Annotated in this window: 13 protein-coding genes; 5 read left to right on the top strand and 8 right to left on the bottom strand. The window is 66.0% G+C overall.

Annotation, left to right across the window (positions count from 1 at the left end; translation table 11 throughout):
- Positions 1-231 precede the first annotated feature (231 nt).
- Both CAL22_RS01560 and CAL22_RS01555 read right to left on the bottom strand, forming a co-directional pair.
- Positions 232-1,725, bottom strand: coding sequence for a DUF1254 domain-containing protein (locus CAL22_RS01560; RefSeq protein WP_094809747.1), 1,494 nt, complete (start codon positions 1,723-1,725; stop codon positions 232-234).
- A 270-nt stretch (positions 1,726-1,995) separates the two neighbouring features.
- Positions 1,996-2,772, bottom strand: a complete 777-nt coding sequence (locus CAL22_RS01555; RefSeq protein WP_094809745.1) for an enoyl-CoA hydratase — start codon at positions 2,770-2,772, stop codon at positions 1,996-1,998.
- 35 nt (positions 2,773-2,807) lie between these two features.
- Between CAL22_RS01555 and CAL22_RS01550 the strand changes: the two genes are divergently transcribed.
- A complete protein-coding gene (locus CAL22_RS01550) occupies positions 2,808-4,568 on the top strand; it encodes a M61 family metallopeptidase (protein ID WP_094809743.1) in 1,761 nt (586 codons plus the stop codon).
- A gap of 10 nt (positions 4,569-4,578) precedes the next feature.
- Here CAL22_RS01550 and CAL22_RS01545 read toward each other — a convergent pair whose 3' ends face one another.
- Complete coding sequence (locus tag CAL22_RS01545; protein WP_094809741.1) at positions 4,579-5,466, bottom strand: NAD(P)/FAD-dependent oxidoreductase; 888 nt, start codon at positions 5,464-5,466, stop codon at positions 4,579-4,581.
- A gap of 107 nt (positions 5,467-5,573) precedes the next feature.
- Here CAL22_RS01545 and folB point away from each other — a divergent pair, with 107 nt between their 5' ends.
- Together folB and ttcA are read left to right on the top strand one after the other, a co-directional pair.
- Positions 5,574-5,933 carry a dihydroneopterin aldolase gene (folB, locus tag CAL22_RS01540; RefSeq protein WP_094809739.1) on the top strand — a complete coding sequence of 120 codons (360 nt, stop codon included), beginning with the start codon at positions 5,574-5,576 and terminating at the stop codon, positions 5,931-5,933.
- Between the two features lie 3 nt (positions 5,934-5,936).
- Positions 5,937-6,887, top strand: coding sequence for a tRNA 2-thiocytidine(32) synthetase TtcA (ttcA, locus tag CAL22_RS01535; RefSeq protein ID WP_094809737.1), 951 nt, complete (start codon positions 5,937-5,939; stop codon positions 6,885-6,887).
- Between the two features lie 16 nt (positions 6,888-6,903).
- Here ttcA and CAL22_RS01530 read toward each other — a convergent pair whose 3' ends face one another.
- From CAL22_RS01530 to apaG, 5 genes are read right to left on the bottom strand one after another with little or no spacing between them, the layout of a single operon-like run.
- The gene (locus tag CAL22_RS01530; RefSeq protein WP_094809735.1) at positions 6,904-7,857 is read right to left on the bottom strand and encodes a D-2-hydroxyacid dehydrogenase family protein; all 954 of its coding nucleotides are present in this window, start codon (positions 7,855-7,857) and stop codon (positions 6,904-6,906) included.
- Between the two features lie 26 nt (positions 7,858-7,883).
- Positions 7,884-8,663, bottom strand: coding sequence for a DsbC family protein (locus CAL22_RS01525; RefSeq protein WP_094809733.1), 780 nt, complete (start codon positions 8,661-8,663; stop codon positions 7,884-7,886).
- 39 nt (positions 8,664-8,702) lie between these two features.
- On the bottom strand, positions 8,703-9,872 hold the full coding sequence (locus CAL22_RS01520; protein WP_094809731.1) for a UbiH/UbiF family hydroxylase: 1,170 nt from the start codon (positions 9,870-9,872) through the stop codon (positions 8,703-8,705).
- On the bottom strand, positions 9,869-11,158 hold the full coding sequence (mltA, locus tag CAL22_RS01515) for a murein transglycosylase A (RefSeq protein ID WP_094809730.1): 1,290 nt from the start codon (positions 11,156-11,158) through the stop codon (positions 9,869-9,871). Before mltA ends, CAL22_RS01520 begins: the two co-directional genes overlap by 4 nt.
- Positions 11,159-11,176: 18 nt before the next feature.
- Positions 11,177-11,551: a Co2+/Mg2+ efflux protein ApaG gene (gene apaG, locus CAL22_RS01510; protein ID WP_094809729.1), complete on the bottom strand. Its 375-nt coding sequence runs from the start codon at positions 11,549-11,551 to the stop codon at positions 11,177-11,179.
- A 105-nt stretch (positions 11,552-11,656) separates the two neighbouring features.
- On the opposite strand from apaG, the gene rpe reads away from it, so the two are divergent.
- Positions 11,657-12,382, top strand: coding sequence for a ribulose-phosphate 3-epimerase (gene rpe, locus CAL22_RS01505; protein WP_167383531.1), 726 nt, complete (start codon positions 11,657-11,659; stop codon positions 12,380-12,382).
- A gap of 15 nt (positions 12,383-12,397) precedes the next feature.
- On the top strand, positions 12,398-13,093 hold the full coding sequence (locus CAL22_RS01500; RefSeq protein WP_094809727.1) for a phosphoglycolate phosphatase: 696 nt from the start codon (positions 12,398-12,400) through the stop codon (positions 13,091-13,093).
- The last annotated feature ends 104 nt before the right edge of the window (positions 13,094-13,197 follow it).

The raw sequence follows: 13,197 nt of genomic DNA, 5'->3' as shown, positions 1-13,197 counted from the left end.
CCTCTCTAGCGTTTTTCGCCCAATTTGCTATTGGCCGCCCAGGCGCAGCTTTTAAGCTACGTGTTACCCCGCAAGCGTCAAACCGCGAAAGTATAGCTTGAAAGCAATTCGGCAGACAAATGAGAAAACGGGCCACCAGATGGGGGTGCCCCGTCCCTTTTCAAGTCCGGCAAAAAAATCCCCCCGACAACGGGGGGAAAAACACGGAAATCAGTGCGAAAAGCCGGTTTTTCAATCGCGGACGATGGGCGGCGGGGCCCATTGGCCGTCCAGCGCGATGTTGTGCGGCGCATACAGACGCAGATTGACCAGGAAATTACCCTCGCGCGGCGCGGGCAGCCAGTTGGCTTCGCGCGACGCACCCGGATGGTCGCGCCGGATGTAGATATCCAGCGACCCGTCACTGTTGTACTTGAGCGGATCGGAGCTGCGCAGGGTGTAACGGTTGGCGGCATTCTCGGCAAAACCCTGGTGCGCGTCGTAGAGGTTGATCGACCAGAAGCCGTCGACCGGCGGCAACTGCCCCTTGTCGAAGTGCAGAACATAGTCGCGTCCGCTCTCCAGGGGCCGGCCCTTGTTGTCCGCGCCGGTGACCGGATAGATGACCTCTTCCGGCGGACTCGCGCCCAGCCCCGCATAGGCCACCGAAGCACGGCGCAGATAGTCCGTGCCATAGGTGCCGATGCCCGAGAGCACGGTGTTCCAGTTGTTGGCCGGCGTGCTCAGCCGCGAGATGCCGTCGGCGATACGGCGGCCGGCCAGGGGCTGCGCCTCGTTCAGCGCCTGCTGCACCGCCGGCTCCAGTTGGCCAAAGACCAGCGGGCGGTCGCCGATGCCGATGCGGCGCAGGCGGTCGAGCATGGGGTAATCGTTGGCATGCGGCGGGTTGTTGCGCACCAGCTCGGAAAAGAGCGTGAAGAAGGTGGCGGCATCCATATTGGCCACCTGTTCGGCCGGTGTGCCCTGGGTGTTCCAGGTCGTGTTGACCGGGCCGCTGGCGGCAAAGCCGTAGCCATGGCCGTACTGATTCATGGGGGTGGCCGACAAACCGGCCTGGAACTGACTCAAGGCCTGGGCATCGTTCGGGCCGCCCGCCTGCACGCGGCCGATCAGCCAGCCCGTTGCGGTCGGACTGCGCACCAGATCCACGCCGGCCGGCAGCGTGCCCTGCCAGCTCGGGCCCACGATGGCGAAGGTCTGGGGTCCGCGGCCATTGGCCCGCGTACCGCGCGTGGCGAAGCTGTCGGTCCACATGTCGAGCAGATTCAGCATCACGAAGCGCTCGCCGGCATCAGGCACCTGCACGATCAGCGGCTCGCGCGAGACGTCATACCAAAGGCTGGAATACAGCGTGTCGGTGCTGGGCCAGGCCATATCGGCCGTGCGTGCGTCGGGCGCGGCGGTCCGGTGCCCGAACTGGTTCATGGGCGCGCGCCCGCCCACCGGCGATTGCACATTGGTGGTCTGGCGGCGCGTGACCTCCATCAGCACCATCGGATAGGCATAGACATAGGCGTCGACCGCCAGATCGCGCAGCTCCTGCGCGGACAGCGGCGCCAGGCGCACGCCGCTGGAGGAAGCCGGATAAGGCGTCTCGGACACCAGACGCAGTGTCGGCGTCGGCGAGCGGTCCTGTGCCTGGGCGCTGCCCAGCGCGGCCACTCCCAGCACGCTGGCCACCAAGGCCGCTTGCCAACGCAACTTGCGGTTTGCCGGTGTTTGCATATGAGGCTCCTTGTTTCTCGTTGGACGGACGCGCCGCCGACATCCCGCAGGCATCAGCCGGCGCGACTGAGTCCACCCAGCATAGGCTTCTGACCTGCAACAGAGTGCAATGCAAAGGTTTCAACGGGCAACATGAGCAGCGCCGCCGCGCAGGCTGCCAAGGCCCAGGCCGCACGCCTTTTTCATAGACAAACCGCCCGCCGGCGAATGCGGGCGGGCGGTTCAGGCGCCTGGCAACCAGACACTACGACAAGTAACCGGCCAAGGGGCTCAGCGGTGCTTGAAGTCGGGTTTGCGCTTCTCGGTAAAGGCAGCCATGCCTTCTTTCTGGTCATCGGTGGCAAACAGCGAATGGAATACGCGGCGCTCGAACAGCAGGCCCTCGTTGAGCGAGACCTCGAAGGCGCGATTGACGCACTCCTTGGCCATCATGACCGAAGGCAAGGACATCGAGGCGATGATGGTCGCCGCATCCAGCGCTTCGTCGAGCAGTTTGTCGGCGGCCACCACGCGCGAGACCAGCCCGCTGCGCTCGGCTTCGTCGGCGTTCATCATGCGGGCCGTGAGCACCAGATCCATGGCCTTGGACTTGCCCACCGCGCGCGTCAGGCGTTGCGTTCCGCCCGCGCCGGGAATCACGCCCAATTTGATTTCGGGCTGGCCAAAGCGCGCCGTATCGGCGGCAATCACGATGTCGCACATCATGGCCAGTTCGCAGCCGCCACCCAGGGCATAGCCGGCCACGGCCGCGATCACGGGCTTGCGCACGCGCTTGAGCGTCTCCCAGTTGCGCGTGATGTATTCGCTACCGTAGACATCCATATATGACCAGTCTTTCATGGCGCCGATATCGGCGCCGGCGGCGAAGGCTTTCTCGCTGCCGGTGATCACAATCGCGCCGATGCCGGCATCGGCCTCGAACGCCAGCAAGGCCGCGCCGAGCTCATCCATGAGCTGGTCGTTCAGGGCATTGAGGGCCTTGGGACGGTTCAAGGTCAACAGACCCACTCGGCCACGGGTTTCGACCAGTACAAACGACTCGCTCATGGAATGTCTCCTGCGAAGAATATGAGAAGTAAGATATGCGGATGAACGACGCACCCGTAATTTACCGCCTTGAGCCCCATGACCCGGCCGGCCATCGCTACCGGATAACCCTAACGGTGCAACAGCCCGACCCCCAGGGCCAGCGGCTGTCGCTGCCGGCCTGGATCCCGGGCAGCTACCTGATCCGCGATTTTTCGCGCCAGATCGAAACGCTCTCCGCGCGGGCGGGCAATCGCCCCGTGGCGGTCGAGAAGACGGACAACCATACCTGGCAACTGGCGCCCTGCGCCGGGCCGGTAGTGATCGACTACACGGTTTACGCCTGGGACCTGTCCGTGCGCGGCGCGCACCTGGACGAAAGCCACGGTTTTTTCAACGGCACCAGCGTCTTTCTGCGCGTGCATGGCCAGGATGATCAGCCCTGTCAGCTGGACCTCGCTCCGCCTCCCGGCATCGAGGGCTGGAAGGTCTACACGAGCCTGCCGCAAGCCGGCGCGCGCCGCCATGGTTTTGGCCGCTATCAGGCCCCCGACTACGACGCCCTGATCGACCATCCAGTCGAAATGGGCACGCCGCAAGTGGCCCGCTTCACCGCCCATGGCGCCGAGCACGAGCTGGTGTTTACCGGCGTGGCGCCGCACCTGGACCTGGCGCGCATCGCACGCGATGTGCAAAAAATCTGTGAAACGCAGATCGCCTTCTTCGAGCCGCGCACCCGGCGCGCGCCGTTTCTGGACAGCGCCGACCGCTATGTCTTCATGACCATGGTCACGGGTGACGGCTACGGTGGCCTGGAGCACCGCGCCAGCACCGCGCTCATGACCGCGCGCAAGGATCTGCCCGTGCTGGGCCAGCAAGGGCAGGGCGAGGGCTACCGCAGTTTTCTGGGGCTGGTGAGCCACGAATACTTCCACACCTGGAACGTCAAACGTATCAAACCGGCAGCCTTCGCCCCCTACGGCCTGCAACAGCCCGACCTGACCCGGCTACTGTGGATCTTCGAAGGCTTCACCTCTTATTACGACGACCTGCTGCTGCTGCGCGCCGAAGTCATCGGCCGCGCCGACTACCTGCGCCTGCTGAGCAAGGCCATCACCGGCGTGATGCGCAGCCCTGGCCGGCACAAGCAGTCGGTGGCCGAGAGCTCGTTCGACGCCTGGACGCGCTACTACAAGCAGGACGAGAACTCGCCCAATGCCCTGGTGAGCTACTACACCAAGGGGTCGCTGGTCGCGCTGGGTCTGGATCTGCTCATCCGCCGCGACAGTCAGGGCCAGCGCAGTCTGGATGACGTCATGCGGCTGCTGTGGCAGCGCTATGGCCGCGATTTCTACCAAGGCCGGCCGCAAGGCCTGGGCGAAACGGAATTCCCGGCCCTGGTGCGCGAAGCCACCGGTGTGGATGCGCGCCGCTTCATTCAGCGCTATGCCTATGGGCGCGCCGACGTGCCGCTGACGGAGTTGCTGGCGCCGCACGGCGTAGAGGTGCGCTGGAAAACCGCCAGCCCCATTCCCAGCATGGATGTGCGCACGCGCAAGCAGGCCGACAGCCTGGTGCTGGCCACGGTGTTCGAAGGCGGTGCGGCGCATCGGGCCGGCCTGTCGGCCGGCGACGTGCTGGTGGCCATCGATGGACTGAAGGTCGAAGCGCCCGCGGGCCTGGATGTGCTGCTGTCGCAGTACCGCCCGGGCGACCGCGTGCTGGTACACGTTTTCCGGCGCGACGAACTGCGCGCTTACCGGCTGCGGCTGGCCGCCCCCGAGGCCCTGGACTGCGTGCTAAGCGACACGGCCTGACGCCGCTCGCTTAAGCGCGCTCCCAGCGCCGCTGGATGTCCTTGGCGGCCACGACGCCATCGGCCATGGCGGTCACCACGCAGGGGTGGGCGCGATTGGCGACCTCGCCAATCGCGTAGACATCCGGCAGGCTGGTGCGCGCGGTGGCCGTCTCGGTCTGGATATAGCCGCGCGCATCGCGGGCCAGATTCAGCCCGTCGGCGAAGTCGGCCTGCGGCTCCCAGCCATAGAACACCAGGATGAGGTCATAGCGCTGCCCGTTGACGCGGCGCGCGGCGGGATCCACCTCATAGGCGCCCACGCTCACGCCCGCGCTGCCGGCGCGCTGCACCCACTGCTGCTGCGCCCGCACGCTGCGCGCATACAGATGCACCTGGCGCGCGCCGCGATTGCGTACATAGACGAAATTCTCGAAGGCATTATCGCCGCCCCCCAGCACGGCGACCGACAGGCCCGAGTAATCCTGGGCCACGATGGGCGAGCCCGGGCCGATCAGCACGCCCGGCCAGCTCACGCCTGGCGGATGACCCGGCAACCCGCGCGCGCGCACGCCGCTGGCGATGACCAGACAACGCCCGTGCAATGACTGCGCCGGATCCGCCAGGCTCAAGACGATGCCTCCTTTGCAGGGCCGCACCGAGCGCGCCGCGGCACCCAGCCGCAGCGGCACCCCGGCCTGCTCCAGACTCTCGGCGATCTGTCCCGCGATCTGCTGGCCGGTCAGCCCGGCTACCGCCACGATCCAGTCATCGGCAAAGGGGTTGTCCGCCGTCAGCCCGCCGGCACGCGGGCCGGCCTCGACCAGCACCGGCGACAGGCCCAGCCGGGCCAGCCAGACCGCGCAGGACGCGCCCGCCGGCCCCGCCCCCACGATGACCGCATCGTAAAACTGCTGCATATATCCCTCTTTCGCGCCGCCCACGGGCGCGCTGTCCGAATTGTAGTCAGACCGCGCAAACCGCCTCACCGACTTACAATTCAGCTTCTCCCCGCCTAGAGTTCATTATGCCCACTCGCCGTATTTTCATTTCGGGCCTCGCCCTGGACGCCCGCATCGGCATCCTCGAACACGAACGCCGCGCCACCCAGCCGCTGCACATCGATGCCGAGTTCGATATCGACATCACGCGCAATGTGGACGACCACGACATCCAGAGCGTGCTGGACTACCGCAGCCTGCGCGAAGCCATCGTGCAGGAATGCACCCAGGCTCACGTCAACCTAATCGAAACGCTGTCCGAACAGGTCGCCGCCCGGCTGCTGGCCGAGTTCGCGGAAGTCCGGGCCTTGCGCCTGCGCATCAGCAAGCCCATGGCCTTTTCGGACTGCAACGCAGTGGGCGTGGAAATCCAGATCAGCCGTTAAACCATGAGCGCCACCGATACCGAATTCCGCAGCCCGGCCGAAGAGAAGGCCCGGCATGAAGGCAATAAGCTGAGCAAGCGTCTGGCGCGCGAGACGACACGCGCGCTGTCAGACTACAACATGATCGAAGAGGGCGACCGGGTCATGGTCTGCCTGTCCGGCGGCAAGGATTCCTATGCCATGCTGGACATCCTCATGGCGCTGCAACAGCGCGCGCCCTTCCGCTTCGAACTGATTGCCGTCAACCTGGACCAGAAACAACCGGGCTTTCCGCCCGAGATTCTGCCCAACTACCTGACCGCGCTGGGCGTGCCGTTCCATATCGAGACCCAGGACACGTATTCCATCGTCACCCGCGTGGTGCCCGAGGGCAAGACCATGTGTTCGCTCTGTTCGCGCCTGCGCCGCGGCATTCTGTACCGCGTGGCCGACGAGCTGGGCGCGACCAAGATCGCCCTGGGCCATCATCGCGACGACATCCTGGGCACACTCTTTCTGAATCTGTTCTACGGCGGCAAGCTCAAGGGCATGCCGCCCAAGCTGGTTTCCGATGACGGCCGGCACACCGTCATCCGCCCGCTGGCCTATGTCCCGGAAAGCGACCTCATCGCCTATGCCCAGCTCAAGCAGTTCCCCATCATCCCCTGCAACCTGTGCGGCTCGCAGGAAAACCTCAAGCGCAAGGAAGTCTCGCGCATGGTGCAGGAATGGGACCGGAAGTTTCCCGGGCGCTCCTGGAATGTCTTCAATGCGCTGTCACGCGTGGTGCCGTCGCATCTGATGGATCGTGATCTGTTCGATTTTGCCGGCCTCAAACCCACCGGCGTGCCGGATGCTGGCGGCGACATCGCCTTCGACCAACCCGACGAAGACGACGACCAGGCCTGTGGCGCGCCCGCCGACGAAACGGCGGGCCTGGCCGAACAGAAAATCGTCTTCAGCCGTCAGGCCTGAGCCCGGACGATCCGCCTCAAGCGTTGAATACCTGGATGGGGGTGCCGTCCATCCAGGCCCGCACTGCCTTGACGGCATTGCGGTAGAAGGCCTCGAAGTTGGACTGGCTGACATAGCCCAGATGCGGTGTGAGGATCACATTGTCCAGATCGCGCACCGCATCGGTGGGCGAGAGCGGTTCGACCGGGAAGACATCCAGGCCGGCGCCGCCGATACGGCGCTTCTGCAGTGCATCGAACAGCGCCTGCTGATCGACCAGACCGGCCCGCGACGTGTTGACCAGATAGGCCGACGGCTTCATCGCCGACAGCGCGGCATCATCGACCACATGGCGCGTGCGCTCGCTCAGGATGAGATGGATGCTGATGGCGTCGCAGGTCGAGAAAAACTCGTTCTTGTCCAGCCGCTTCACGCCCGCCTGCGCGGCGCGCTCTTCGGTCAGATTGGGGCTCCAAGCCACCACGTCCATACCGAAGGCAAGCCCCACGCGGGCCACGGCCTGGCCCAATTTGCCCAGACCCAATACCCCCAGCCGCTTGCCGCTCAAGGGTTGCGGCATGCCCGTCTGCCACATGCCGCGCCGCATGGCGGCGTCTTCCTGGGGCAGATGCTTGAACAACGCCAGCAAATGCGCCCAGGCCAGCTCGGCGGTGGCGGTATTGGCGTCGGCACTGCCTGGCGCCCCGCACACCACAATGCCGCGTTCCGAGCAGGCCTTCATGTCGATGGCGTTATTGCGCAAGCCCGTGGTGACCAGCAAGCGCAGATTCGGCAGCGCGGCGATCAGCTCGGCCGGAAAGGCCGTGCGCTCGCGCATGGCCACGATGACATCGAAAGGCTGCAGGACCTGCGCGCGCGCCGGCCCCTCGGGCAGGGCATCGCGAAACGCCGTGACCTCGGCGCCCAACGCGTTCCAGTCGGCATAGCTCAAGGCCACTTCGTGGTAATCGTCCAGTACGGCGATTTTCATGTTCTGTCTCCTCTCCCGCGTCTGACTCAGTGGCTCGTGGCCAGCCTTTGCTGCAATTGCGCCAAGGGCAGCGCGCCGCTGGCGCGCGCGCCATTTTCAAAGAATATCGTCGGTGTGCCCCGCACCATGAGCTTGCGGCCCAGCGCCAGCATCGCCTCGACAGGCGCTTCGCACTGCGCGGTGGCAGGCCGCTTGCCATCGATCATCCAGTCGTCCCAGGCTTTACCCTTGTCGGCGGCGCACCATACGTCGCGCACCTTGGTCGTCGAATCGGGCGAAAGAATAGGGTAGAGGAAGGTGTAGATCGTCACATCATCGACATCCTTGAGGGTGTGACGCAGCTGTTTGCAATAGCCGCAATTCGGATCCTCGAAGATGGCGATCTTGCGCGTGCCCTTGCCCTTGACCTGCTTGATGGCCAGATCGAGCGGCAGATCGGAAAACTGGATGGCGCTGAGCTTTTCCTGGTTTTCGCGCGTGACATCACGCCGCGTGGCCGCGTCGATCAACGGCCCTTCCATGACCCAGGTCACCCCTTCGTCGGTGTAGATCATGTCGGGGCCGACCTGGACCTCGAACAGGCCATAGGGGGTGCGCCGCACGGCCGTGATGTCCATCTCATTGAAACGCACCTGGAAGCGCTTCTTGACGGCATCGGCCGCCGGATCGGCCGGCTGCACGGCCGCCGTGGAATAGACCTTGTCCTTGGCGCCCGCGGGCTGCGTGGTCGAGACCGATTTGCCATCCTGGGCTTGCGCCAAGCCGCACAACAGGCCGACCAGCAGAAAAGCGATGCGTGCTTTCATAATCCACTCCTGAAACCAGAACCGCGCCGATGGCGCGATTCAATTGCGCGAGGCGTCCTCGATAAGACGGCGCTTGAGAAAAGGCAGGGCATCGACCAGCCGCATGCCGGCATTGCGCACGAAAGCCGCCGGCGCGTTGTGCGCGGCAAACAGACGATGCAGCCCGTCGGTGGCCAGCCGCATGGCCAGCACCGGCTCGGCGCGGGCGCGCTGATAGCGGCGCAGCACGCGCAGATCGCCGGCTTCGCGATAAGGCTCGCGCGTGGCCACGACACGCGCCAGGGCCTCCACGTCGCCCAGCCCCAAGTTCAGGCCCTGGCCCGCCAGGGGGTGCAGCCGGTGAGCGGCGTCGCCCGCCAGCGCGATGCCGGGAGCCACCATCTGCGATCGCGCCAGGGTCAACGGGAACCCATGCAAGGGGCTGCGCGCGCGCAACCGCCCCAGCCGGCCTTCGCTGGCCATGAACAGGCGTTTTTCGAGCTCGGCGGCCTGCTCGGCGGCCGGCATATCCAGCAACACCCGGGCCTGCGCCTCGCGCATGGACCACACCATGGATACCTGCGCGCCTTCGCGCGTGTCGGGCAGCGGCAGCAAGGCCAGCACGCCGTCATCACGGAACCACTGGAAGGCGGTGCCGAGGTGCGGCTGCTCGACATCCAGGTGCATGACCAACCCGATGTCGCCATAGGATTTGCTCTCATGCTTGAGCCCGGCGGCGGCGCGCAGCGGCGACGCGGCGCCATCGGCACCCACGAACAGCTCGGCCTTCAGACGCTGGCCGGTTTCGGTCTCGACCTCGCCGTCATGCCAGGCCACCGCGCGTTCTTCGATCCAGGGAATGCCGAACATGCGCGTGGCCTGCACGAGCACGCGTTCGATTTCGCCGGACTCGACGATCCAGGCGAGCTGATTCTGCGCGGCCTGCCAGGCGTTGAGTTCCACCCGGCCATCGGCATCGCCGTGGATCTCCATGGCCGTCACGGGCGTGAGGCGGGAGGCGGGCATGGAATCCCAGATACCCAGCTCGGCCAGAAAGCGCTGGCTGGCCGGCGAAATCGCATAGACGCGCGGGTGATAGACGTCCGGCTCTGCCGCCGGCAACGGCATGCGCGGGGCCAGCACGGCGACCCGCTGCTGCCGCCTGGCCAGCGCCAGCGCGGTCGACAGGCCAACGATGCCCGCGCCACAAACCACGATTTGATGTTTCATCTTGCGGACGGCTCCCCGGCTTGTTTGGGCCACAGCAGCCACATCTGGCCGCGCTGCTTCATGCGCCCGGCCTGCTGCCCGGCCTCATCGCCGAAACCCCAGTAATAATCGGCCCGCGCCGCGCCGCGTATGGCGGTGCCGGTGTCTTGGGCGAACACCAGGCGCTGCAGCGGCCGTTCGGAAGCGGGATAGGTGGTGGCAAGGTAGACCGGCGTGCCCAAGGGCACGAAGGTCGGATCCACGGCAATCGAGCGTCCGGGCGCCAGCGGGATGGCATACGCCCCCTTGGGACCCTGCTCGGGATCGGCGACGGTCTCTTCGCGGAAGAACACCACGGCCGGATTGGCGTTGAGCATCTCCTGCACGCGCGCGGGGTTGCGCTGCGCCCAGGCACGGATGTTCTGCATCGAGGCCTGATCGGCCCGCATTTCGCCACGATCGATCAGCCAGCGGCCGATGGACATATACGGCTGGCCGTTGTGATCGGCATAGGCCACGCGTATGGTCTTGCCCGCGTCAGGGCCTTCGGTGAGCTGCACGCGACCGGAGCCCTGCACCTGCAGAAAGAAGTTGTCCACCGGATCGTCCACCCAGACCACCACGGGCGGCTTGCGGCTGGCGGCCTCGATGCCGGCGCGGGTGTCGTAAGGCACCACCCGGCGCCCTTCGAGCTTGCCGCGCACGCGCTTGCCGGCCAGGTCCGGATATACCGCGCCTAGATCGATGGTCAGCAGGTCGTCGGGCACCCCGTACAGCGGCCATTGATGGCGCCCGCCGCGCTCGCGCGAGCCGCGTACCAGGGGCTCGTAGTAGCCCGTCACGGTGTTGATCGCCGGGCGGCCGTCGGCGCCACTGAGGCGCCAGGGTTGCAGATAGGTCTGGATGAACCGGCGCACGGCGGCCGCGTCGCCCGCGGCTGGCGCGCGCGCCGGATCGGCGACCGCGGCGCAGACCGGCTGCCAGGCGCGGGGCGTGGCCCGTGCCGGCACCGCCAGATTGCCCGAGGTCGGGCGCATCAGGCCCTTACAGTTGCGCACGATCAACGGCCAGATACGCGACAGATCGTCGCTCTCCCAGCCGGGCAGCTCGCTCCAGGCGGCGCGCTGATAGCGGCCGGCCAGCGCGCGCGCCGGGGTGTCGGGCAGCGCCGAGGCGGTCGGCACCGACAGCCCGGTCTCGGCAGCGGGCGCCGTGCCGCGCCCGCCGTCCTCGGGCGGGATTTCCGTTGTGGTGGAACATGCCGCCAGCAGCGCCGACAGCAGGGACAAACAAAGAAGACGTTTCATGAAGACGGGTGGGTCCGGTCAGTGCAGCGTACGGGGCATGGCCAGCAAGAACTCGGCAATCGGGACCTCGAAAGGAATGCCGTTTTCGCCCACGCAGTGATAAGTGCCCCGCATCGTGCCGACCGGGGTCGGCAGCGGACAGCCGCTGGTGTATTCAAACGTCTCGCCCGGCGCCAGCAAAGGCTGCTGCCCCACCACGCCCAACCCGCGGACTTCCTGCACGCGCTGATTGCCGTCGGTGATGACCCAGTGGCGGCTGATGACCTGGGCCGGATGCGCGCCGGTGTTGGTGATGCGCACCGTATACGCGAAGACGTACTGTTGTTGACTTGGATCGGACTGCTCCGGTACGAAGCGCGGAGTCACGGATACGGTCAGATCGTAGGGTTTCACAGGCCTTTCCCGGTTTGGCTCTCGACAATACGATAAAGGCGGGCCAGGGCGTCTACACAAACCCGTAACGCAAGCCTGGGCGCCAAACTGCAATAATTGCACATTATGCCCTTGGATACTTTGAACACCATGTCCGTCCCGGCCACCACTCGCATCGCTCCCAGCATTCTATCCGCCGACTTCGCCCGCCTGGGCGAAGAAGTCCGAAATGTCGTCGCCGCCGGCGCCGACTGGATACACTTCGACGTGATGGACAACCATTACGTTCCCAACCTGACCATCGGGCCCATGGTGTGCGCTGCCATCCGTCCCCATGTCCAGGTTCCCATCGACGTCCATCTCATGGTCGAGCCGGTCGACGAGATCGTGCCGCTGTTTGCCAAGGCCGGCGCCAACATCATCACCTTCCATCCCGAAGCCAGCCGCCACGTCGACCGCACGCTGGGCCTGATCCGCGACCACGGCTGTAAAGCCGGGCTGGTGTTCAATCCCGCCACCCCGCTGTCGTACATGGACTACGTCATGGACAAGCTGGACGTGGTGCTGTTGATGTCGGTCAACCCCGGCTTCGGCGGCCAGGCCTTTATTCCGGCCACGCTGGCAAAATTGCGCGAAGCGCGCGCCCGCATCGATGCCTGGATGCAAGCCGGCGGCCAGCCCATCCTGCTGGAAGTCGACGGCGGCGTGAAAACCGATAACATCGCCGAGATCCGCCGCGCCGGGGCCGACACCTTCGTCGCCGGCTCGGCCATTTTCGGCAAACCCGATTACCCCGCCGTCATCAAGGCCCTGCGCGAAGAAATCGCCCGCGGCGAAACCCTGTCTGCCTGACCCGAGAGAAGCCCTATGAGCCGTTATCGCGCTGCCCTGCTGGATCTGGATGGCACCCTGCTCGATTCGATCCCCGACCTGGCCATGGCCGCCAACGCCATGCGCGTCGAGCTGGACATGCCGCCGCTGCGCGACGACGTGCTGGCCACGTTCGTGGGCAAGGGGGTCGACAATCTGGTGCGCCGCACGCTGGCGGCCAGCCGTGACGGCGGCGAAATCGAGGAGGCGCTGTTTGCCAAGGGCCGCGAATCCTTCCACCGCCACTATCACCTGGTCAACGGCGACCGCGCCCGCGTCTTCGATGGCGTCATCGAAGGCCTCAAGCGCATGCGCGAGGCCGGTCTGAAGCTGGCCGTGGTGACCAACAAGCCCACCGAGTTCACGCTGCCCCTGCTGCAGCGCACCGGGCTGGCGGGCTTTTTCGAACTCGTGGTCTGCGGCGACACCTGCGCGCGCCGCAAGCCGGACCCCGATCAGGTGCTGCACGCCTGCGAACAATTGGGCGTGAGCCCGCGCGAGGCAGTGACCATCGGCGACTCGGTCAATGACGCGCAGGCCGGGCGCAGCGCGGGCACGGCTGTGCTGGCCGTGCCTTATGGTTACAACGAAGGCATGGACGTGCGTTCGCTCGATGTCGATGGTATAGTTGATTCGCTTATCGAGGCCGCAGCCTGGATCACGCGCCAGCCCGACACCGGCCGGCCCGCCTGAGCCCAGCGGCCACCCCAAGCCTATTCACAGCTACCGCCCGATTCAATGAACACTCGCCTCCAGACCCAAATGCGCAACGCCTCGTGGCGTTGGTGGCGTTTGTC

The sequence above is a fragment of the Bordetella genomosp. 12 genome (genome assembly GCF_002261355.1).
Classification (GTDB): domain Bacteria; phylum Pseudomonadota; class Gammaproteobacteria; order Burkholderiales; family Burkholderiaceae_B; genus Bordetella.
This window is presented reverse-complemented; position numbering and strand designations above follow the sequence as displayed.